The sequence below is a fragment of the Polaromonas sp. JS666 genome, from assembly GCF_900103405.1.
Taxonomy (GTDB): domain Bacteria; phylum Pseudomonadota; class Gammaproteobacteria; order Burkholderiales; family Burkholderiaceae_C; genus Polaromonas.
The window spans coordinates 369,961-390,312 of record NZ_FNHX01000004.1; the positions used below are offsets into that span (position 1 = coordinate 369,961).

Annotated in this window: 20 protein-coding genes; 12 read left to right on the forward strand and 8 right to left on the reverse strand. The window is 63.3% G+C overall.

The annotated features are described in order from the left end of the window. Nucleotides 1-92: 92 nt before the first annotated feature. Nucleotides 93-1,016, forward strand: a complete 924-nt coding sequence (locus tag BLQ85_RS12790; protein WP_074577570.1) for a LysR family transcriptional regulator — start codon at nt 93-95, stop codon at nt 1,014-1,016. Between the two features lie 17 nt (nt 1,017-1,033). On the opposite strand, the gene BLQ85_RS12795 is transcribed toward BLQ85_RS12790, so the two are convergent. Both BLQ85_RS12795 and murJ read right to left on the reverse strand, forming a co-directional pair. Further along, entirely contained in the window at nt 1,034-1,888 is an 855-nt protein-coding gene (locus BLQ85_RS12795; RefSeq protein ID WP_007864117.1) for a SirB1 family protein, read from the reverse strand. A 75-nt stretch (nt 1,889-1,963) separates the two neighbouring features. Continuing rightward, entirely contained in the window at nt 1,964-3,523 is a 1,560-nt protein-coding gene (gene murJ / locus BLQ85_RS12800) for a murein biosynthesis integral membrane protein MurJ (RefSeq protein WP_074577572.1), read from the reverse strand. A 223-nt stretch (nt 3,524-3,746) separates the two neighbouring features. Between murJ and rpsT the strand changes: the two genes are divergently transcribed. Continuing rightward, nucleotides 3,747-4,058: a 30S ribosomal protein S20 gene (rpsT, locus tag BLQ85_RS12805; protein WP_007864125.1), complete on the forward strand. Its 312-nt coding sequence runs from the start codon at nt 3,747-3,749 to the stop codon at nt 4,056-4,058. A gap of 126 nt (nt 4,059-4,184) precedes the next feature. Here rpsT and BLQ85_RS12810 read toward each other — a convergent pair whose 3' ends face one another. Beyond that, on the reverse strand, nt 4,185-4,505 hold the full coding sequence (locus BLQ85_RS12810; RefSeq protein WP_074577574.1) for a DUF3579 domain-containing protein: 321 nt from the start codon (nt 4,503-4,505) through the stop codon (nt 4,185-4,187). 284 nt (nt 4,506-4,789) lie between these two features. Between BLQ85_RS12810 and BLQ85_RS12815 the strand changes: the two genes are divergently transcribed. Then, the gene (locus BLQ85_RS12815; protein WP_074577576.1) at nt 4,790-6,007 is read left to right on the forward strand and encodes an aspartate aminotransferase family protein; all 1,218 of its coding nucleotides are present in this window, start codon (nt 4,790-4,792) and stop codon (nt 6,005-6,007) included. Then, nucleotides 6,004-6,948 carry an ornithine carbamoyltransferase gene (argF, locus tag BLQ85_RS12820; RefSeq protein ID WP_254806421.1) on the forward strand — a complete coding sequence of 315 codons (945 nt, stop codon included), beginning with the start codon at nt 6,004-6,006 and terminating at the stop codon, nt 6,946-6,948. The genes BLQ85_RS12815 and argF overlap by 4 nt, the downstream gene beginning before the upstream one ends. A 74-nt stretch (nt 6,949-7,022) precedes the next feature. Here argF and BLQ85_RS12825 read toward each other — a convergent pair whose 3' ends face one another. From BLQ85_RS12825 to BLQ85_RS12835, 3 genes are read right to left on the reverse strand one after another with little or no spacing between them, the layout of a single operon-like run. Next, the gene (locus BLQ85_RS12825) at nt 7,023-8,075 is read right to left on the reverse strand and encodes a glucokinase (protein WP_371327282.1); all 1,053 of its coding nucleotides are present in this window, start codon (nt 8,073-8,075) and stop codon (nt 7,023-7,025) included. Between the two features lie 34 nt (nt 8,076-8,109). Further along, the gene (locus tag BLQ85_RS12830; RefSeq protein WP_074577578.1) at nt 8,110-9,081 is read right to left on the reverse strand and encodes a Bug family tripartite tricarboxylate transporter substrate binding protein; all 972 of its coding nucleotides are present in this window, start codon (nt 9,079-9,081) and stop codon (nt 8,110-8,112) included. A gap of 12 nt (nt 9,082-9,093) precedes the next feature. Then, on the reverse strand, nt 9,094-10,077 hold the full coding sequence (locus BLQ85_RS12835; protein WP_074577580.1) for a porin: 984 nt from the start codon (nt 10,075-10,077) through the stop codon (nt 9,094-9,096). 325 nt (nt 10,078-10,402) lie between these two features. Here BLQ85_RS12835 and BLQ85_RS12840 point away from each other — a divergent pair, with 325 nt between their 5' ends. Continuing rightward, nucleotides 10,403-11,767, forward strand: a complete 1,365-nt coding sequence (locus BLQ85_RS12840; RefSeq protein ID WP_074577582.1) for a class-II fumarase/aspartase family protein — start codon at nt 10,403-10,405, stop codon at nt 11,765-11,767. Here BLQ85_RS12840 and BLQ85_RS12845 read toward each other — a convergent pair. Together BLQ85_RS12845 and BLQ85_RS12850 are read right to left on the reverse strand one after the other, a co-directional pair. Next, nucleotides 11,692-12,828, reverse strand: a complete 1,137-nt coding sequence (locus BLQ85_RS12845; RefSeq protein WP_254806422.1) for a GntR family transcriptional regulator — start codon at nt 12,826-12,828, stop codon at nt 11,692-11,694. The two genes, BLQ85_RS12840 and BLQ85_RS12845, sit on opposite strands and share 76 nt — an antisense overlap. A gap of 79 nt (nt 12,829-12,907) precedes the next feature. Further along, nucleotides 12,908-13,672 carry an SDR family oxidoreductase gene (locus BLQ85_RS12850; protein ID WP_074577586.1) on the reverse strand — a complete coding sequence of 255 codons (765 nt, stop codon included), beginning with the start codon at nt 13,670-13,672 and terminating at the stop codon, nt 12,908-12,910. A gap of 217 nt (nt 13,673-13,889) precedes the next feature. Here BLQ85_RS12850 and kynB point away from each other — a divergent pair, with 217 nt between their 5' ends. From kynB to BLQ85_RS12885, 7 genes are all read left to right on the forward strand, one after another. Next, nucleotides 13,890-14,537 carry an arylformamidase gene (gene kynB, locus BLQ85_RS12855; RefSeq protein WP_074577588.1) on the forward strand — a complete coding sequence of 216 codons (648 nt, stop codon included), beginning with the start codon at nt 13,890-13,892 and terminating at the stop codon, nt 14,535-14,537. Nucleotides 14,538-14,555: 18 nt separating this feature from the next. Further along, nucleotides 14,556-15,836 (forward strand): kynureninase, encoded by a 1,281-nt coding sequence (gene kynU / locus BLQ85_RS12860; protein WP_074577590.1) that lies wholly within the window; start codon nt 14,556-14,558, stop codon nt 15,834-15,836. Further along, nucleotides 15,836-16,693 (forward strand): tryptophan 2,3-dioxygenase, encoded by an 858-nt coding sequence (gene kynA / locus BLQ85_RS12865; protein ID WP_074577593.1) that lies wholly within the window; start codon nt 15,836-15,838, stop codon nt 16,691-16,693. Before kynU ends, kynA begins: the two co-directional genes overlap by 1 nt. Before the next feature lie 57 nt (nt 16,694-16,750). Beyond that, nucleotides 16,751-17,227 (forward strand): hypothetical protein, encoded by a 477-nt coding sequence (locus tag BLQ85_RS12870; protein ID WP_074577596.1) that lies wholly within the window; start codon nt 16,751-16,753, stop codon nt 17,225-17,227. Nucleotides 17,228-17,240: 13 nt separating this feature from the next. Next, nucleotides 17,241-17,906, forward strand: a complete 666-nt coding sequence (locus tag BLQ85_RS12875; RefSeq protein WP_074577598.1) for a PspA/IM30 family protein — start codon at nt 17,241-17,243, stop codon at nt 17,904-17,906. Nucleotides 17,907-17,916: 10 nt separating this feature from the next. Further along, the gene (locus tag BLQ85_RS12880; RefSeq protein ID WP_074577600.1) at nt 17,917-18,537 is read left to right on the forward strand and encodes a YqiJ family protein; all 621 of its coding nucleotides are present in this window, start codon (nt 17,917-17,919) and stop codon (nt 18,535-18,537) included. Between the two features lie 90 nt (nt 18,538-18,627). Beyond that, nucleotides 18,628-20,349, forward strand: coding sequence for a flotillin family protein (locus tag BLQ85_RS12885; RefSeq protein WP_175456119.1), 1,722 nt, complete (start codon nt 18,628-18,630; stop codon nt 20,347-20,349). The last annotated feature ends 3 nt before the right edge of the window (nt 20,350-20,352 follow it).

Below are 20,352 nucleotides of genomic sequence, written 5' to 3' on the forward strand. Positions count from 1 at the left end.
TTCAACTATTATTCAAACGAAAGATATTGCCTTTCAACATGAAAATTATTGATTCACCTCTGAATCACATTTGATTCACTCGCAGGCCGGACATGACCCTCTCCATCCTTGAACTGCGCCACCTGCGCACCCTGACGGCCCTGCGCGACAGCGGCAGCCTGGTGCGCGCGGCGCAGCTGCTCAACCTTACGCAGTCGGCGCTGTCGCACCAGGTCAAGCTGCTGGAAGACCGCTACGCCGCGCCGCTGTTCGAGCGCAAGTCCGTGCCGCCGCAGTTCAGCACCACGGGCCTGCGCCTGCTGGCGCTGGCCGACGCGGTGCTGCCGCAGGTCGAGGAGGCCGAGCGCGACGTGGCGCGCCTGGCAACGGGGCGCTCCGGCCAGTTGCGCATCGCGGTCGAATGCCATACCTGTTTTGACTGGCTGATGCCGGCCATGGACGCCTTCCGCACACGCTGGCCCGAGGTGGAGCTGGACATCGTCTCGGGCTTTCATCCCGACCCGATCGCGCTGGTGCTGCAGGACCGCGCCGACATCGCCATCGTGTCGGAAGCCGACGCCGATGAAACCGTGGACTTCCACCCGCTGTTCCGTTTTGAAATCGTGGCGCTGCTGGCCAACCACCATGCGCTGGCGGCCAAGGTGCACCTCACGGCCAGGGATTTCGCCAACGAGACGCTGATCACCTACCCGGTGCCCGACGAAATGCTGGATGTGGTGCGCCAGGTGCTGGAGCCGGCGGGTATCAAACCCGCGCGCCGCACCACCGAACTGACGATTGCCATGCTGCAGCTGGTGGCCAGCGGCCGCGGCGTGGCCGCGCTGCCCAAGTGGGCGGTGCAAAGTTATCTGGACCGCGGTTATGTGAGCGCCAGGCCCATAGGCAAAAAAGGGCTAACGGGGCGGCTGTACGTGGCCTGCACCGAGGCCACCTCAGGCCGGCCCTGGCTGGCCGACTTTGTGGCGATTACGCGCGAGAGCTGTTTTCTCACGCTCAGCGAGATCGAGCTGCTTTAAGGGGTGTGCGGCAAAGCTCAGTGCCGGCCCTGGCGCAGCTGGGCCAGGCGTTCGGCCATGGCGTCGATGTCGAGCGCGTCCTCGGCATTGGCCAGGTAGATTTCCAGGTCGGCCATCGCCCGCTCCGGTTCGCCGTGGGCGGCCCAGGCCAGGCCGCGGTCGCGGTATTCGGTCCAGGCTTCGGGCTGCAGCACGATCAAGCGGTCCTGCACCGGGATCAGGCGCTGCCAGTCTTCCTGGGTCTTGTGGATTTCCTTGAGGTTGCGCAGCATGCGGCTGATGATCTCGCGCGGCGGCGCCGACTGCAGGTACAGGCCCATGGGCACCTCGAATTCGTCACCCGGGCTGCCGCCGTGCTGCCTGAAAGGCTCGAGCCGCTCGGACAGCTCTTCGCGGCTCAGCGACTGGCCGCTGAACGGGTCTATCACCACCTGGCCCTTGGGCAGGTTGACCTTGACCATGAAGTGCCCCGGAAAAGCCACGCCGCGCGCATTGAGGCCCAGGCCCAGGGCCAGTTCCAGCCAGAGCACGGCCAGCGTAATGGGAATGCCGCGGCGCGTGCGCAGCACCGCGTTCAGGTAGCTGTTGTCGGGGTCGTAGTAGTCGTTGACGTTGCCGCCGAAGTTCAGGTCGTGGAAAAAGAACTGGTTCAGCGCGCGCAGCCGCTGCAGCGCCGGCGCATCGGCCGGCAGGCGGCGCTTGAGCCGGGCCAGCAGCTGGTCAACGTCGCCCAATACCTGCTGCACGTCCAGGTCGGGGTATTCGTCCTGCGCCAGGCTGATGGCGGCTTCCAGGAGGGGGAAATGCTCGTCGCTTTCCACCAGGCTGGAGAAATATTGCAATGGTGACGGTACAGCCAGATTTAATTGCATGGCCCCTACTTTCTCATAAACCGGCGCAAAAAGGCATGCGGAAAATGCCGCTCGGGGCCTGGAGCATGCCGCCCGTCAATGTCTCAGCAGCTTTGTCACCTTGAGACCGGACACCCACAGCGCCGCGAAATACAGCAGCGCCGAGGCCATCAGCACCAGCGCCAGCCAGCCGATACGCTCCATGGAGTGGCCTTTCAGGGCGACCCAGTTCACCGCCCCGGCGGCCCACAGCAAAAAGGCCGCGAGCAAGGCGCTGGCGCCGCCCACCTGCAGCGAGAACTTGCCCCAGCCCGGCATCGGTTTGTAACTTCCGCGCTTCAAAAGCCCCAGCAGCAGCCACAAGGCGTTGATCAACGCGCCAATGGCGATGGAGAGTGTCAGGGCCGCATGCTGCAGCAAGGGCACCAGGAAATAATTCAGCACCTGGGTGAACACCAGCACACAGACGGCGATGCGCATGGGCGTGCGCATGTCGTGCCGGGCATAAAAGCCCGGGGCCAGTACCTTGACGGCCACGATGCCCATCAGCCCCACGCCATAGCTGGTCAAGGCGGCGGTCGTGCGCTGGACGTCGAGGTCGCTGAACGCGCCATAGTGGTACAGCACCGCGACCAGCGGCTGCGAGAACACCAGCAGGGCCACGGCGCAGGGCACCGATAGCAGCACCACCAGGCGCAGGCCCCAGTCGAGCATGGAGGAGTAGCGCGCCTCATCCTGGCTGCCGCGCGCCGCGGCCAGTTGCGGCATCAGCACCACCCCCAGGGCGACGCCCAGCATGGCGGTGGGAAACTCCATGAGGCGGTCGGCATAGGTGATCCAGCTCACGCTGCCGGTGGCCAGGTGCGAGGCGATCTGGGTGTTGATCAGCAGCGATATCTGCGCCACGCTCACACCCAGCAAGGCCGGCAGCATCAGGGACAGCACCTTGCGTGTGCCGGGGTCGTTCCAGGACTGGCGCAGGGCAGCGAAGCTCGCGCCTATGCGCGGCAGCAGGCCCAGGCGCCGCAGCGCCGGCAGTTGCAGGCCCAGTTGCAGGATGCCGCCCACCATCACCCCCACGCATTGGGCGTAGATCGGCTCGATGCCGTGCCTGGCAAACCAGGGAGCCCCCAGCGTAATGGAGGCTATCAGCGCCAGATTCAGCAGCACGGGCGAAGCGGCGGGCACGGCAAAGCGGCGCCAGGTGTTGAGGACGCCGCCGGCCAGCGCAACCAGCGACATAAAGCCGATGTAAGGGAACATCCACCGGGTCATCACCACGGCGGCGTTGTAGCCCTGAGGCTTCAGGCCGCTGGCCATGGCCCATACCATCAGCGGCGCGGCCAGCACGCCCGCCACGCATAGCAGGACCAGCGTCCAGGTCAGCAAGGTCGCGACGTGGTCAATCAGCTGTTTGGCGCCCTCTTCCCCTTGCTCCGCCTTGCAGGCCGCCAGCACCGGCACAAAAGCCTGGCTGAAAGCACCCTCGCCAAGCACCCGACGGAACAGGTTGGGGATGCGAAAGGCGACGTTAAAGGCGTCGGTCATGGCGCTGACGCCAAACACCGAGGCCATCAGCAGGTCCCGGACCAGGCCCGTGATGCGCGAGGCCAGGGTCAGCAGGGAAACGGTGGAGGCGGCTTTAAAAAGTGACACCGAGGGAGTTTAGCCGTCACGACGGCGCGCGACCGGTGTTTCATGCGGCCATATTTGGGGCTCTTCACCAGCAGGGGCCGCGGAACCGGCTTTGCCGGGCCGCAGGCGCAGCGGCCCCCTCGGGGGGCAGGGAGCTACACGAAGTGAGCGACCGTGGGGGTATATAATGCTAGGTTTGCTGCAACATCCACAGACTCCTCCCCAGGATTAAAGGAATACATATATGGCTACCGCCAAACCCAAGAAAAAGAACCCGCGCCTTGCGTCGGGCCGTAAACGCGTCCGCCAGGACGTCAAACTCAACGCCGCGAACACCTCGCTGCGCTCCAAATACCGCACCGCTGTGAAAAACGTCGAAAAAGCCGTTGCAGCCGGTGACAAAGACAAAGCCAAGGACCTGTTCGCCAAGGCCCAGAGCATTGTGGACACGGTTGCCGACAAGGGCATCTTCCACAAGAACAAGGCAGCGCGCGACAAGAGCCGCCTGTCCGCCAAGGTGAAAGCCCTGGCACTGGCCCCCGCAAAGGCCGCCTAAGCAATTAGGCAAATCGCCCGGACGGCATCTTTCTCCTGAAAATACCGTCCGCCGTTTTGTAGGGTGCGCTGCAGCAAAGCAAAAAAGCCGTCGAAAGACGGCTTTTTTGTTGGCGCTTCAAAAACCTCAGCTTTTGCTGGGCGGTTCGGGAATCAAACAGGCCTCGGCCATCTGCAAGTCGTTGTCTTTCGCGAAATTGATGGCGAAATCCCAGGCCATGGGCTCGGCCTCGCGCAGTTCCGAGTTGACGACCACACACTTCACGCCGTTGATGACGGTGGGAACACACCAGGGGGAGTAGGTCAGGTGGCTGCCCGGTTGCGGGCCGCCCGGGCGGAAATGGCTCATCACACCGCACAGCCTGTCGGCCCAGTCGCTGGGCCGGAAGGTTTTGCCGTCGCGGGTAATACCCTGGATAAAGACTTCTTTGGCGGTGTTGGAGACCATCGGGTGGAGGGTTTTTTGCACTGCCCGGCATGGGAAAAGGATGGGATTTCAGCCCATGCTGCAGCGCACAACAATTCTAGCTTAACTCTGACTCTTATATAAGACTTGGAAGACAAATTTTCAATGGAGACAATAGCGGGCGATGCCCAGGCGCTTGCATCGCAGTGATGCAGGAACGTCACAAAAGGCCGCAAAGTCTGCGCCTAAAATCAGCCCAGGCCCGCATCAACTGCTGCGGGCCTCGAATTTTCCGCACTGTCACAGCCCTTGTTCCGGAGTTTTCCATGACCGCAGCCCTGCCCAAGCACATCGAAGCCGCCTCCCCCCACGTGATGAACACCTACGGCCGCCTGCCCATCGCGCTGGACCACGGCCAGGGCTGCCGCGTCTGGGACGTCAACGGCAAAGCCTATCTCGATGCGCTGGGCGGCATTGCCGTCAACACCCTGGGCCATAACCACCCCAAGCTGGTGCCGGCCCTGCAGGAGCAGATCGCCAAGCTGATCCACACCTCCAATTACTACCACGTGCCGCTGCAGGAAGCCCTGGCGGCCAAGCTGGTGGAGCTGTCGGGCCTGGAAAACGTGTTTTTCTGCTCCACCGGCCTGGAAGCCAACGAGGCCGCGCTCAAGCTGGCGCGCAAGTTCGGCCACGACAAGGGTATTGAACGCCCGGAAATCGTGGTTTATGAAAAAGCCTTCCACGGCCGCAGCATCGCCACCCTGAGCGCCACCGGCAACCCCAAGGTGCAAGCCGGCTTCGGCCCGCTGGTCGAGGGTTTTATCCGCGTGCCGCTCAACAACATGGACGCGCTCAAGGCCGCCACCGCCAACAACCCCAATGTGGTCGCCGTGTTCTTTGAGGCCATCCAGGGCGAAGGCGGCATCAACAGCATGAAGGACGAGTACCTGCGCGAAGTACGGGCCCTCTGCGACGAACGCGACTGGCTGCTGATGATCGACGAAGTGCAGTGCGGCATGGGCCGCACCGGCAAGTGGTTTGCCCACCAGTGGGCCGGTATCAAGCCCGACGTAATGCCGCTGGCCAAGGGCCTGGGCTCGGGCGTGCCGGTTGGCGCCGTCGTCACCGGCCCCAAGGCCGCCCACATCTTCGGCCCCGGCAACCACGGTAGCACCTTCGGCGGCAACCCGCTGGCCATGCGGGCCGGTGTGGAAACCCTGCGCATCATGGAAGAAGAAGGCCTGCTGGCCAATGCCGTGAAGGTGGGTGAACATCTGCGCGCGGCACTGGCGCGCGAATTGGCAGGCGTGAAGGGCGTGAAGGAAATCCGCGGCCGCGGCCTGATGCTGGGCATTGAGCTGACCGTGCCCTGCGGCGAGCTGCTGGGCCGAGCCGCCGAAAACGGCCTGCTGCTGAGCGTGACCGCCGACACCGTGATCCGCATGGTGCCCTCGCTCATCATGACCCCGGCCGAGGCCGACGAGGCGGTGGCCATCCTGGTTCCGCTGATCAAGCAGCTGTTGAAAGAGAAAAACGCGTGAGCACTGCGATCCCCTCCAAGCCCGCACCCGTGCGGCATTACCTGCAGTTCAGCGACCTGAATGCGGCGGAATACGCCTACCTGTTCGAGCGCGCCGCCATCATCAAGAAGAAATTCAAGACTTACGAAAAACACCAGCCGCTGGTCGACCGCACGCTGGCCATGATTTTCGAGAAAGCCTCGACCCGCACCCGCGTGAGCTTCGAGGCCGGCATGTACCAGCTGGGCGGCAGCGTGGTGCACCTGACCACCGGCGACAGCCAGCTGGGCCGGGCCGAACCCATCGAGGACAGCGCCAAGGTCATCAGCCGCATGGTCGACCTGGTGATGATCCGCACCTTCGAGCAGACCAAGATAGACCGCTTCGCCGAGCACTCGCGCGTGCCGGTCATCAACGGCCTGACCAACGAATTCCACCCCTGCCAGATTCTGGCCGACATCTTCACCTACATCGAGCACCGCGGCTCCATCAAGGGCAAGACGGTGGCCTGGGTGGGCGACGGCAACAACATGGCCAACACCTGGCTGCAGGCCAGCGAAATCCTGGGCTTCAAGGTGCACGTCAGCACGCCGGGCGGTTACGAGGTGGACCAGTCCATCGCCGGCATACGCTCGGCCGACAGCTACAAAGTGTTCAAGGATCCGATGCAGGCCTGCGCCGGCGCCGACCTGGTCACCACCGACGTCTGGACCAGCATGGGCTACGAAGCCGAAAACGAAGCGCGCAAAAAGGCTTTTGCCGACTGGTGCGTGGACACCGAGATGATGCGCGCGGCCAAGCCAGATGCCCTGTTCATGCACTGCCTGCCCGCCCACCGCGGCGAGGAAGTCGAAGCCGAAGTCATAGACGGCCCGCAATCCGTGGTCTGGGACGAGGCTGAAAACAGGATGCACGCGCAAAAGGCACTCATGGAGTTCCTTTTGCTCGGGCAGCTCAGTTAAGGTCCAGGGCAACCTGCGCATCAGGGCGAGGCGGCCGAACCGGCATAGCCGGCAGCCTTTCCGGAAAGCATGGGTCACTGCGGGCTGTCAATTTCCAGCGCCGCCGCAGCGCCACGAAGCGCCGGTGACTGCCCTGCCTGAATCACATAAACAGGTATTTCCGACAGCTGTCGCGCGAAACGGCCTTTCGCCTCGAAGCGCCGCCTGAATGCGGAGCGACTGAAGACCTCACCCAGACGCGGAACAATGCCGCCGCCTATATATACCCCGCCACGCGCACCCAGCGTAAGCGCCAGGTTGCCGGCAACCGTTCCGAGAAGCGCGCAGAACAGTTCGAGCGCCTCAAGAGCCGACGAATCGCCGTGTTCCAGGGCAGCGGCCACCACACCCGCGGCACCGAATTCGGCAACCACCTTCGCCCCGTCGATCTCCTGCAGGGCACGGTGAATATCGGCCAGCCCCTGGCCGCACACAGCGCGTTCGGCCGAAGCGTGGCCATACCGGGAGCTGAACCACTGAAGCAGCTGCTGCTCTCGCGCCGTGCAGGCCGCCAAGGTGACGTGGCCGCCTTCACCCTCGATCGCTACCCATCCGCCGCGGCCATCGGGCAGCAATCCGGACATCCCCAAGCCGGTGCCGGGGCCGATCAAGGCCTTTGCGGCGAGAGGAGCCGCTTGCCCACCCTGCACCTGACGCAGTTCCGAGGGACGCAGGGCCGGCAAGGCCAGCGCCAGGGCGGTAAAGTCATTCAGCACACGCAAGGTCGTGAAACCGAATTGCAGCTTCAACGCGCGAATGGAAAAGGCCCAGTGATGGTTGGTCATCTGTACCTGGTCGCCAAACACGGGATTGGCAATGGCGATTGCGCAATTCGCGGGCGCGTTGCGTCCCAGGATCGCCAGGTAATGCCGCATCGCATCCGCAAGCGTCGGGTATCCGGCGCAGGGCAAGATCACCATGTGATTGATGGGCTCCCCGGCGCCGTTCTGCCACGCGAAACGTGCGTTGGTTCCGCCAATGTCGGCCAAAAGCCGCTCATTGCCGTGAGGACTGGTGGGAACTACCGCCATCAATACCTTGGTGTTGATCGTGGACAGGCCGAGAATGCCACCCGGCGACCGGCTCACGACGGTCGGCCCTGGCAAAAAAACGCCGCCCCCATCACTCCATCGTGATTTTTGCGGTCTTCACGATATCGCGGTACAGCGCGGCCTGGGGACCGACGAACGCGCGCATTTCGCGCCCGGTCATTGGTGCGACCGTGATGCCGGCATCCGCCAGCTTGGCGCGCACTTCGGGCTGCGCAAGCGCTTGCAGCAATGCCTTCTCATAAGCGGCCACAGTGGCGGGAGAGGTCCCGGATTTCACAAACAGCCCTTGCCAGAGCGGTAGCGAGATGCCGTTAAACCCCTCTTCCTCGCCAATGCGCTTGACGTTCGGCAATTGAGCAACTCGGGCACTGTCAGACACCGAGAGGGCCTTGATTTTCCCGTCCTTGAGAAACGGCATGGCCGTAGACAAGACCAGCACCGCGCTGTCCACCTGGCCGCCGACAAGGTCATTCGCGATCTGGGCGCCGCCGCGGTAGGGGATGTGCAGCATTTCCACCTTCGCCTGCTTGTTGATAAGCGACCCATAGATATGTTGCATCGTCGCAATTCCGGGAGTTGCGTAGTTGAAGCTCTCCTTGCCGCTTTTACGCAACGCACTCACCAGGTCGGACAACGTGGTGTAAGGGGAGCCCGAGGGAACGGCGAATACCAGCGGCACCGTGGTCATCCGCCCGATCGGCAGAAGGTCTTTCTCCCAGTCAAGCCGGGTCTTGGGATTCACCATGGGCACGAGCACGGTATCCGTGCCCCCCATGTAAACAATGTTGCCGTCGGCCGGCGCGCTGAGCACTTTTTGCGCGGCAATCATGCCGCTGGCTCCCGCAACGTTTTCGACAATGAACTGGCGCCCCAGGCGCTTGGACAGCTCGGTGCCGACAACGCGCGCGACCAGGTCGGCACTGCCGCCGGCGGAATACCCGACCACCAGCGAGATGGGCTTGTCGGATTGCGCGTGGGCAACACCCGACAACAGTGCGCCGGCGCCCAGCAAGGCAAATTGATTCAATAGTCTGCGTTTCATGCCGGGCTCCTTTCAGAAGGTGTGCTTGATGCCAAGATCGAACGCCGTCGTGCGGCTCTGGCCGACCTGCTTGGCGGAGCCTACATTCGTATACAGCAAGGTGCGCTTGCTCAGGTCGTACTGGATCCCCGCGCCCACCATTTTCGAGTTGAGATGAGTCGCCGGACGCAGGTTGCCGTAAGAGACATAAGTGCGCCCAAAGCTCAGGGGCACCAGTGCCGACACGGTGAACGAGGTGGCGTCGCCGTTAAGTCCGCCCTTGGCGCGTGAATAACTGGCCGTGGGACGGACCACGCCGAAGTCATAACCCCCCGCGATGAGCTTGAGGTTGGTCCTGTTGTCCAGGCCGTCGTAGGCAGCGCCGAGCCAGACCGGGCCGTCCTTGTACTGGACGTTGGCGGAGGTGCTTCGCTGGCGCGTGCCTTCCCCCAGGCCGGTTGCCAGCTCGAAGCTCACGGCACCCAGTGCTGGCGATTTGTAGCCTATGGTGTTGCTCCAGCGAATGTTGGAGGCCTCGACCGTCGCGGCGACAGGGAGGTAGTTCGCGTAGGTGTAGGTGGACCCGGTCTGGCTGACATAGCTCCAGAGCGTGGGATCGGTATTGAGCGCAACCGTGTACGCCGCCGAGTATTCACGGCCGGAATAAATCTCGCCCCAGTCCTTGCTGCCTATGGCAAGCACCGAACGGCCCAACCAGAAGACATTGGCGTTGCTCAACGCCCCGGTATCGGTGGCAAAGCGGGTCTCGATCTGAAAGCGGGTGTACATGCCGCCGCCCATATCTTCCTCACCACGAAAACCCAGGCGGGAGGTGTTGCCGGCTTTCACGTTCCAGTCGTCGTTGGGAGCCCGGCCGGGCAGCATCCCGGCCGGCGTGGTGCCGCTGGTCGCTTTTGTCAGGCCTTGGTCAATGATGCCGTAAATCGTCAATGAGGACTGCGCATGCGCCGAAAAAACCGGGGCCAGTGCGCTGGCGGCCAGCAATGCGCTGCGCATGGCAGCGTTTCGGGCGCCGCATGGGCCCAAAGGTGGAAAGAGGAATGTCTTCAAGCTTGTCTCCTTGTTATGCGCCAGCCCAATTAGCCGGCGGAGGCAGTATATATGTATTTATTGTATTGTCGTACAATTAATATTGTATCGATTCAAGTTCTCACCGCCAATGGGGCCCTCATACTCTTATCTACGGCCTCCAAATTCGTCGCAAACCTTCAAAATCAATGCAATTCATACAATATGCAAAAACAAACCCGCTCACCGGGGTTCTCTCCGCCACCGCCAGCCCCCCCCCCCGTGCAAACCGTTTCGACCTGACTGGAACCCCATGAACACCGGAATGTTCGAATCCTTCATCACCGGCCATTGGTTCAGCGCTGAAGCCAAACGCATCTGGAGCGATGTCGCCACGCTGCAGGCTTGGCTCACCGTCGAAGCCGCCCTGGCCAGTGCCCAGGCTGAACTGGGTGTCATTCCTGCCGAAGCCGCCATCACCATTGCGGAGAAAGCCGATGCCCGGCTGTTCAACCTGGAGCGCCTCTCGAGCGACATTGCCTTCGCGCAGCACCCGCTCGTTCCCGTGCTTTACCAGTTCGAAGAGCTGTGCGGCGAGCCTGCCGCCGGTTTCATCCATTGGGGTGCGACAACGCAGAACATCTTCGATACCGCGAGCTCACTGCAGATGTTCGAAACGCATCAGCTTCTGGCGAACCATCTGAATGCGGCCATCGCCGCCTTCGGCCAACTTGCGCTGGCGCACCAAGCCACCGTGATGCCCGGCCGCACGCACGGCCAGCACGCCTTGCCCATGACCTTTGGCTTCAAGCTCGCCGGCTGGCTGGACGAACTCGACCGGGACCGCGATCGGCTCAAGCAGCGATTGCCATCGTCATTCGTGGCGAGCCTGGGCGGGGCCATAGGCACTTTCGCGGCCATGGGCAGCGCGGGGCGCGAGGTCGCGGCGCGGATGGCCGCGCAGTTGGGACTTGAGCCGGCGGGGCTGCCTATGCGTTCGTCCTACGACCGTGTCTGCGACTACATCTCTGCGCTGGGGCTGCTGGCCGGCACTGCGCAAAAAATCGCGCAGGATGTCGTGTTCATGCAGCGCACCGAGATCGGCGAGGTTGCAGAGGCATTTCACATGGGAAAGGTGGGCAGCTCGACCATGGCGCAGAAGCGCAACCCGTCGACCGCGCTGTTGCTGGCCAGCCTGGCGCGCATGATGCGGGCCCGGGTGCCGGTGGCGCTCGAAGCCATGGTTCGCATGGATGAGGGCGACTCGTCCGCGACCAATGTGACCGATACGCTGTTGCCGGAAATTGCCATCATTGCGGCGTCGATTGCCGAAACCCTCGCGACCCTGGCCCAGGGCCTCGTCGTACACCCCGAGGCGATGCGCCGCAACCTCGATTTATCCAACGGCCTGATCGCGTCGGAAGCCGTGATGATGCGGCTGACCAGGCTGATGGGGCGGCATGAAGCGCATCAATTGCTCTATGAAGCGGCGCAGCGGTCCCAGTCCGAGGGCGTGCCTTTCATGACGACGATCGGAGAACATCCCCTGTTTGCAAAACGCGAGCTTCCGCCCGATCTGGTGCAGGCACTCGTCGCCAGCAGCTATGTCGGCGAATCGGTGGTGCTCACGCGCGAAACTGTGGAACGCGTGGCCGGCGGCGGCGCCGCGATGGACTGACCCGCCTTGCTCGTCACCGGGATCAGGCGCACGCCGTAGGGCAAGGAGGGGTCGGCCCAGCGCGCGTTGATCGCCTGGTACAGCGACTCGATCTGATCGGCAACGCTGCACCCAATGGTGTCAAAGAAGTTGGCGTGTTCGTTCGCCAGATCCGTACGCCCCAGCAACACCACGCTCAGCGCCGATGGGATGCCGATGCCGGCATCCGACAGCAGTTGCCGGAATTTGGCTCCATCTTCAACGCCCCATGCCACCAGGGCCGTGAACGGCAGCCGCCCTGAGGCATCCAGGCTGGCCTTGATCAGGCCTGCAAGCGCCGCTTCGTAATTGTCGTCAGGCAGGTGCGGCACAGTGATCTCGTGGAACTCGGTGTCCGCCAGGGTGCTCCGCAGGTATTCAAACCGCCGGCGGCCCATCTGCGTTGCCAGAATGGGGGACGACGTTGCCGAGTACGCGATACGGCCATGGCCTTGCTGCCGCAAAAGGGCAATCGCCTTGGCCAGGGGTTCGCCCCACTCCATGCCGACCGCCTCGACGTCCGTGCCGGCGAGCGTCGCGCCATCCACCGCCAGCACATCGCATTTATCCCTCAGCGCGGCGAGCAGATCGATGGTGATGGTCTTGTAAGTCGACTGGACCACGCAGGCGTCAAAACGCGGCGAACCTTTCAATACGGTGCGTGCATGGGCCGGATCGGTGTATGAAACTTCCAGCACCCGATGCCCGTCGGCAGTGAACCGGCGCTGCAGGCCTTCCACCAAAACGCGGCCGCGGGTGATGCTGATGGAGCGCCGGAGCAGAAGCACCGACCTCGTTGCCTGCAAGCGGGGGCCAGTGTTAGCCAGCACAGGCTCGCCATCCCCCCGAAAGTAGGTCCCACGCCCCACCTGTGAATCGATCAGTCCTTTGGTTTTGAGGCCTTGAAAGGCGCGCTGAACCAGCATTTGCGATACACCGAAGCGGCGCATCAAATCACGTATCGGTGGCAGGCGATCGCCGGGACGGGCATTGTTCGCAAGCTCGTCCAGGTACTGTTCCAGGTCGGAGGCCGTATTGTTCATATACATACAATACAACACATTTTGCTGGCGCCGCCCTCGCTGATCCGCGGCTCAACCGGCAGCGTCGATCAGGGCCGCATCAACCGCGCCCCACAAACGGCATCTTCGTGGCCATGATGGTCATGAACTGCACATTGGTCGACAGCGGCAGCGACGCCATGTGCACCACCGCCTCGGCCACTTCCTTCGCATCCATCATGGGTTCAATGGCGATTTCGCCATTGGCTTGCGGCACGCCCTTGGCCATGCGGGCCGCGAGCTCCGTCATGGCGTTGCCGATGTCGATCTGGCCGCAGGCGATGTTGTACTTGCGGCCGTCCAGCGAGATCGATTTGGTCAGGCCTGTGATCGCATGTTTGGTGGAGGTATAGGGCGCCGAGTTGGGACGTGGCGCATGGGCCGAGATCGAGCCGTTGTTGATGATGCGGCCGCCTTGGGGCGATTGGTCTTTCATCAGCCTGATGGCGCCCTGCGCGCAAAGGAAAGAACCCGTGAGGTTGATGTCGACCACATTGGTCCACTGCTCGAACGTGATGTCCTCGATGTTCACCGGCGGCGCACCCACGCCGGCGTTGTTGAACAGCAGGTCGAGGCGGCCGAACTTTTCCTTGACCTTGGCAAAAGCCGCCGCCACGGACTCGGGCTTGCTCACGTCGGTGGGCAGCGCCAGTGCGCGGTCCGTGCCGGATTCCTTGGCGACTTCATTGAGCGGCTCCACGCGGCGCCCCACCAGCGCCACGCTATAGCCTTCACGCAGCAGAGCCAAGGCCACGGCCTTGCCGATGCCTGTGCCCGCGCCGGTGACGAATGCGACTTTGCCGTTGGACTTGTTCTCGGAATTCATGGTCTGCCTTGTCTCTCTTGAAAGGTTGGAGGGAGGTATTGCTGATTGGTAAATCGATGCAGCGATGCGCCGCAGGTCTGGATTGTGCCCCAGCCTCGCCCAGGCCGCATGGCTCTGGACAGGCCAGCGCCCGCAGATACTTTAGGTCTCAACTATTTTTGAAATTGTTGGAAATAACCGACACCACGGCTTTTTTGCCGGTGCTACCTTTGGATCCATGCCTGCCTCCACCCCATCAGCATCGCGCAAACTCTGGGACATCTCGCCATCGGTCGATGAAAACGCGGCCGTGTTCCCCGGTGACACAGCCTACTCCCAGACACTGCATTTCTCCCTGGCACCGGGCTGTCCGGTCAACGTCAACAGCATCACGCTGTCGCCGCACACCGGCGCCCATGCCGATGCGCCGCTGCACTATGCCAATGGCGAGTCCAGCGCCGGCGAGCTGGACCTTGTCCCCTACTTGGGGCCCTGCCGCGTCATCCACTGCCTGGACTGCGGCCCGCTGGTCTTGCCCGAACACGTCGCCCACGCGCTGGACGGCCTGCCGCCGCGCGTGCTGCTGCGCACTTCGCGCAGCGCCAGCCAGGCCTGGGACGCCTTTACCGCCATCGCACCCGAAACGCTGGCGTTGCTGGCAAGCAAAAGCATTTGCCTGATCGGCATAGACACGCCCAGCGTGGACCCGGCCACCAGCCAGGACCTGCCCAGCCACCACCAGTTGCTGGCGCACGGCCTGCGCGTGCTGGAAAACCTGGTGCTCGACGAGGTGGCCGAAGGCGATTACGAACTGATTGCCCTGCCGCTCAAACTGACCCGGGCCGATGCCTCCCCCGTGCGCGCCGTGCTGCGCGAACTTCCCTGAAACCCACAACCCCTATCTATGACGACACTCCAGGACTGCCGCGCCCTTGACGCGCAAGACCCGCTGCGCACGCTGCGCCAGCAATTCACGCTGCCCGAGGGCGTGATCTACCTCGACGGCAACTCGCTGGGCGTGCTGCCCGTGACGGCGGCCGCCCGCGTCGCCGAGGCCGTCACGGCCGAATGGGGCCAGGGCCTGATCCGATCCTGGAACAGCGCCGGCTGGTTCGAGCTGCCGCAGCGCCTGGGCAACAAGATCGCCCGGCTGGTAGGCGCGGCCCCCGGCGAGGTGGTGGCCACCGACAGCACCTCCATCAACCTCTACAAGGTGCTGAGCGCCGCGCTGCATATCGCGGCCCAGGACGCGCCCGAGCGCAAAGTGATCGTCAGCGAGCGCAGCAACTTCCCGACCGACCTCTACATCGCCGAGGCGCTGTGCCGCGAGCGCGGCTTTCGCCTGCAGCTGGTGGAGCCTGAAGAAATCGCGGCCGCGCTCACCCGCGACGTGGCCGTGCTGATGCTGACCCATGTGAACTACCGTACCGGCGCCATGCACGACATGGCCGCTGTGACCGCCGCGGCCCATGCCGCCGGCGCGCTCACCGTCTGGGACCTGGCGCACAGCGCGGGCGCCGTGCCGGTAGACCTGACTGCGGCGAAGGCTGACTTCTCCATCGGCTGCGGCTACAAATACCTCAACGGCGGCCCCGGTGCGCCGGCCTTTGTCTGGGTCAACCCCAGGCATGCCGACCGCTTCTGGCAGCCGCTGGCCGGCTGGTGGGGCCATGCCGCGCCGTTCGAATTCACGCCCGATTACCGGCCCGCGGCAGGCATCTCGCGCTACCTCTGCGGCACCCAGCCCATCCTGAGCATGACGGCGCTCGAGTGCGGCCTGGACACCGTGCTCGCATCCGAAGCACTCGGCGGCATGCAGGCCCTGCGCAAAAAATCGCTGGCACTCACCGACCTGTTTATCCGGCTTGTCGAAGAACGCTGCGCGGGCCACGGACTGGGCCTGGCCACGCCGCGCGAACATGCACAACGCGGCTCCCAGGTGTGCCTGACCCGAACCGAAGGCGCGTACGCCATCGTGCAAGCGCTGATTGCACGCGGCGTGATCGGCGACTTCCGCGCCGGTGACGGCGGCGCCGGCAAGCACCTGGACATCCTGCGCTTTGGTTTCACCCCGCTCTACATCGGTTTTGAAGACGTGTGGAACGCCGTTGAGCATTTGAAGCAGGTGCTTGAAAGCGCCGAATGGCAAAAAAGCGAGTTCAACCAGAAGCACGCGGTCACATGATGAATACCCACAGCAAACCCCAAGCCCCTGAAGACATCGTGCGCGACGAAAAAGCGCAGCTCGACTTCAGCAAATCCATGAGCTACGGCGACTATTTGCAGCTCGACGCCATCCTGGGCGCGCAGAAACCGCTCTCGCCCGACCACAACGAGATGCTGTTCATCATCCAGCACCAGACCAGCGAACTCTGGATGAAGCTGATGCTGCACGAGCTGCGCGCCGCGATCGCCAACGTCGCCAACGACGAGCTGGGCGGCGCCTTCAAGATGCTGGCACGCGTGAGCCGCATCATGGAGCAGCTGGTGCACGCCTGGGACGTGCTGGCCACCATGACCCCGCCCGAGTACAGCGCCATACGCCCCTACCTCGCCAACTCCAGCGGCTTCCAAAGCGCGCAGTACCGCTGTATCGAATTCGCGCTAGGCAACAAGAACGCCGCCATGCTCAAACCCCACGCCCACAGGCCCGACCTGCTGGCGCAGGTGCAGGCCGCCTACCAAGCCCCTTCGCTCTACGACGAAGCCCTGCGCCTGCTGGCCCGCCGCGGCCTGGCCGTTCCGGCCAGCCACACGCAACGCGACTGGACCCAGAGCTACGTCGAGAGCGATGAAGTCGAACAGGCCTGGCTGGTGGTGTACCGCGACCCAAAGAAATATTGGGACCTGTACCAGCTCGGCGAGGAACTCACCGACCTGGAGGACGCTTTCAGGCTCTGGCGCTTCCGGCACGTCACGACCGTGGAGCGCGTGATCGGCTTCAAGCGCGGAACCGGCGGTACCGGCGGCGTCAGCTACCTGCGCAAGATGCTGGATGTGGTGTTGTTCCCGGAAATCTGGAAATTGCGTACCGACCTCTGAAAATCCGGTATTTATTTAGTTGTTGACGCCCGTATTCATTTGAATACAATCGTCGACATGGTACCTATTTCCGCCCGTCTCCCCGACGATCTCTACGAGTGGCTGTCGACGCTGCCGATGGAGGACGCGACCACCCTGAGCGACAAGCTCCGCGTCGCCGTACTCCACCTCAAGCGCATGCACGATGGCGACGCCGATTACATAGACGCCCTGGCCATGTACCGCGACCTGGGCCGCAGCACGCGCGAACAGATCGCCCAGCTCGAACGCAAAACCGGCCAGCACTCCGAAGTGCTGGCGGCGTTCATGGAACACCTTCCCGCTTTGATCGCCATGCTGCACGCCAGCCAGCCCTCGTCCCCTAGCAGCGCCCGGGAACTGGAGGCTGTCCTGGTCAAACGCACCATGCAGCTGGCGGAAACGCTGCTCAGGCAAGCGGTCACCACGCGCGCCGCCGCCTATGATGAAAAAGTCGTCATTGATAATTCAACTCGCGTCCTTGAGTTGGCACAGCTGATTTCGTCACCACGCTAAAAAGGGAGGTTTTATGGCCGATAGCTTACGTACCCGGGTTACCCGCGTGATCACGGGCGGCGCGCATGCGTTGCTGGACAAAATAGAAGACGCCGCGCCCGTCGCCGTGCTCGAACAATCGGTGCGCGAAGTCGAGCAGGTGACCGACGAGGTCAGGGCCGAACTCGGGCGCATCGTCGCGAACCGGCACCTCGCCCAGCAGCAGCACCTGCAGCTCAACAAGGAACATGACGCCTTGTCGGCCTCCGTGGCCATGGCGATTGCCGAAAACCGCGAAGACCTGGCCAAACAGGCGATCGCCCGCCAGCTGGACATAGAGGCCCAGCTGCCCATCCTCGAGACCAGCCTCAGCGAAATGGGCCAGCAGGACAAAGAGCTGTCCGGATTCGTGGATGCGCTGATGGGCAAGAAGCGCGAGATGGAGAAAACCATCCAGGACTTCGAGGCCTCGCGCCGCCTCGCCGAAAGCAGCAAGCTGCGCAAAAACCCCACCGGTACCGCCGAAGCCAGGATGAATTCCGCCCAATCGGCGTTTGACCGCACCTTCAGGCGCCATACCGGCCTGAACGGCACCGGTAGCGGCGGGCTGGAGCAGGCGGCCAAACTCAATGAACTCAACCAGCTGGTGCGCGACAACAAGATCAGCGAACGCCTGGCCGAGCTCAAGGCGAGCCATTGAGGCCGCCGCGATGATCATCTTCACCGCACCGGAAACCTGGCCCTTTGGCGCCGCGCTAGCCGTGATGGTCGGCCTGAGCATTGTGGAAGGGGCGGGCCTGATGCTGGCGCATAGCCCCTCGCACCTTCTTGAAAGCCTGATGCCCGACATGCCCGACGGCGTTGAGGGCCCGTTGGGCTGGCTGCATGTCGGCAAGGTGCCCTTGCTGGTGCTGCTGATTTTGTTCCTGGCGGGCTTCACCGTCTCAGGCTATGTGATCCAGTCGGTAGCCCACGGGCTGACCGGTTCGCTGTTTCCCGCGTGGCTGGCCTGCATACCGGCCTTCCTCGCGGGCGTCTCCACGGTCAACGGTGTGGGTGGGCTGCTGGCGAAGATCGTGCCCGGGGATGAAACCAGCGCGGTCAGTGAACAGACCTTGATAGGCCGCGCCGGCGTCATCGTCAGCGGCCATGCGCGCGACGGCGTGGCGGCCGAAGCCAAAGTGCGCGATGCGAACGGCCGCGCGCACTACGTGATGGTCGAGCCCGACATCGCGGAGCAGACGCTGGACGAAGGCACGGCCATCGTGCTGGTGCGCAAGGCCGGCGCCCGCTTCAAATGCATACGCAACCCGCACCCTGAGCTTTTGTGAGACGAGTCGGAAGAATTGAAATCAAATGGCAAAAAACGGCCCCAGCGGCCGGCCAAAAACAACAACCGGAGGAAGTAGATCGTGATTGACATGCTTATCAACATAGCAATTCCCGCAGGACTGGTATTTTTCCCGCTGCTGCTTATCGGCATCATCTTCGCGCGGCTGTACCACCGCGCCACCAAGGAAACCGCTTTTGTGCGCACCGGCCTGGGCGGCCAGAAGGTCATCATGGACGGCGGTGCCATCGTGCTGCCTATCTTCCATGAAACCATTCCAGTGAACATGAACACGCTCAAGCTCGAGGTCTCGCGCCGCGAAGAGCAGAGCCTGATCGCGCTGGACCGCATGCGTGTGGACGTGGCCGCCGCCTTCTTCGTGCGCGTCAAGCAGACCTCGGAATCGGTCAGCACGGCGGCCCAGACCCTGGGACGCAAAACCATGGAGCCGGCGGCGCTCAAGGTCCTGGTCGAAGACAAGTTCGTCGATGCCTTGCGTGCCACCGCGGCCACTATGTCGATGCGCGAGTTGCAGGACAAGCGCCGGGAGTTTGTCCAGGCCGTGCAAAACGCCGTGGCCGAAGATCTCGAGAAAAACGGCCTGGAACTGGAATCGGTCTCGCTCACCAGCATGGACCAGACCGCCAAGGAATTCTTCAATCCCAGCAACGCCTTTGACGCCGAAGGCTTGACCCGGCTGACCGAAGAAACCGAAAGTCGCCGCAAACAGCGCAATGACATCGAGCAGGACACCGAAGTCCAGGTGCGCACCAAAAACCTCGAAGCCGAACGCCTGAAGCTGACCATCTCCAAGGAGCAGGAATTTGCGACCTTGACGCAGCAGCAGGAAATCTCCAACGCCAAGGCCGACCAGACCACCGCCATCGCCAAGATTGAGGCCGAACGCCAGCGCGAAGCCGAAGAAGTCCGCATCAACGCCGACCGCCTCGTGAAGGAACGGCGCATCGAAGCCGACCGCACCGTCAACAGCGCCGAGATCGACAAAAACCTTTCCGTTCAGAAAAAGCAGATCGAAGCCGACCGGGAAACCAAAGTCAAACAGGCCGAGCAGCGCCAGTCGATCGAACTCGCCAACCAGAGCGCATCGATTGCCATCGCGCAAAAGTCCCAGGAGCAGTCCCAGGCCGATGCCGCCGCCAACACGGCGCGCGCCGAAGCCGTCAAGTCCGAAGAACTGGTCAACACGGCCCGTGAAGTGGCGATTGCCGAACGCGGCAAATCCATCCAGCTGATTGATGCCGCGCGTGAAGCCGAGCAGCAGGCGATCTCGATCACCGTGGCCGCTGCGGCCGAGCGCGAAGCCGCCGAGAATCGCGCGCTGGCGCTGCGGGTCGAAGCGGATGCCAAGAAAGCCGCGGCACTGGCCGAAGCCGAAGGTATCAGCGCCATCAACGAGGCCAAAAACCGCCTGGGCGCGGCGCAAATCGACCTTGCCGTGCGCCTGCAGCTGATCCAGTCGCTGCCGCTGATCATCCAGCAGTCGGTCAAGCCGCTGGAGAAAATCGAGTCGATCCGCCTGTTCCAGGTCAACGGCATGCCGGCAGGCAATGGCGCGGGCGGCGCGGGCCAGCCCGGAGGTTCCGGCGGCGCGGGCACCCTGCCTGAGCAGGTCGTCAACTCCGCGCTTCAATACCAGGTGGCCAAGCCGATCGTCGACGCCATCATGAAAGATGCGGGGCTCAGCAACCCCTCACTGACGGGAATTGCCGAATCGGTAGCCGCCATGGTGGCCATGCCGCAGCCGCCCGCGGCGGGTGTGGCGGCAGTGCCTCACGCCGAACCAAAGCCCTGAAAC

Coding starts and splice junctions, on each gene's coding strand:
- BLQ85_RS12840 (WP_074577582.1), top strand. CDS start 10,403: ATGAACACCGGAATGTTCGAATCCTTCATCACCGGCCATTGGTTCAGC.
- rpsT (WP_007864125.1), top strand. CDS start 3,747: ATGGCTACCGCCAAACCCAAGAAAAAGAACCCGCGCCTTGCGTCGGGC.
- BLQ85_RS12795 (WP_007864117.1), bottom strand. CDS start 1,888: ATGCAATTAAATCTGGCTGTACCGTCACCATTGCAATATTTCTCCAGC.
- BLQ85_RS12815 (WP_074577576.1), top strand. CDS start 4,790: ATGACCGCAGCCCTGCCCAAGCACATCGAAGCCGCCTCCCCCCACGTG.
- BLQ85_RS12790 (WP_074577570.1), top strand. CDS start 93: ATGACCCTCTCCATCCTTGAACTGCGCCACCTGCGCACCCTGACGGCC.
- BLQ85_RS12810 (WP_074577574.1), bottom strand. CDS start 4,505: ATGGTCTCCAACACCGCCAAAGAAGTCTTTATCCAGGGTATTACCCGC.
- BLQ85_RS12885 (WP_175456119.1), top strand. CDS start 18,628: ATGCTTATCAACATAGCAATTCCCGCAGGACTGGTATTTTTCCCGCTG.
- BLQ85_RS12830 (WP_074577578.1), bottom strand. CDS start 9,081: ATGAAACGCAGACTATTGAATCAATTTGCCTTGCTGGGCGCCGGCGCA.
- kynA (WP_074577593.1), top strand. CDS start 15,836: ATGAATACCCACAGCAAACCCCAAGCCCCTGAAGACATCGTGCGCGAC.
- BLQ85_RS12845 (WP_254806422.1), bottom strand. CDS start 12,828: ATGAACAATACGGCCTCCGACCTGGAACAGTACCTGGACGAGCTTGCG.
- kynU (WP_074577590.1), top strand. CDS start 14,556: ATGACGACACTCCAGGACTGCCGCGCCCTTGACGCGCAAGACCCGCTG.
- BLQ85_RS12835 (WP_074577580.1), bottom strand. CDS start 10,077: ATGCGCAGCGCATTGCTGGCCGCCAGCGCACTGGCCCCGGTTTTTTCG.
- kynB (WP_074577588.1), top strand. CDS start 13,890: ATGCCTGCCTCCACCCCATCAGCATCGCGCAAACTCTGGGACATCTCG.
- BLQ85_RS12880 (WP_074577600.1), top strand. CDS start 17,917: ATGATCATCTTCACCGCACCGGAAACCTGGCCCTTTGGCGCCGCGCTA.
- BLQ85_RS12870 (WP_074577596.1), top strand. CDS start 16,751: ATGGTACCTATTTCCGCCCGTCTCCCCGACGATCTCTACGAGTGGCTG.
- BLQ85_RS12850 (WP_074577586.1), bottom strand. CDS start 13,672: ATGAATTCCGAGAACAAGTCCAACGGCAAAGTCGCATTCGTCACCGGC.
- BLQ85_RS12875 (WP_074577598.1), top strand. CDS start 17,241: ATGGCCGATAGCTTACGTACCCGGGTTACCCGCGTGATCACGGGCGGC.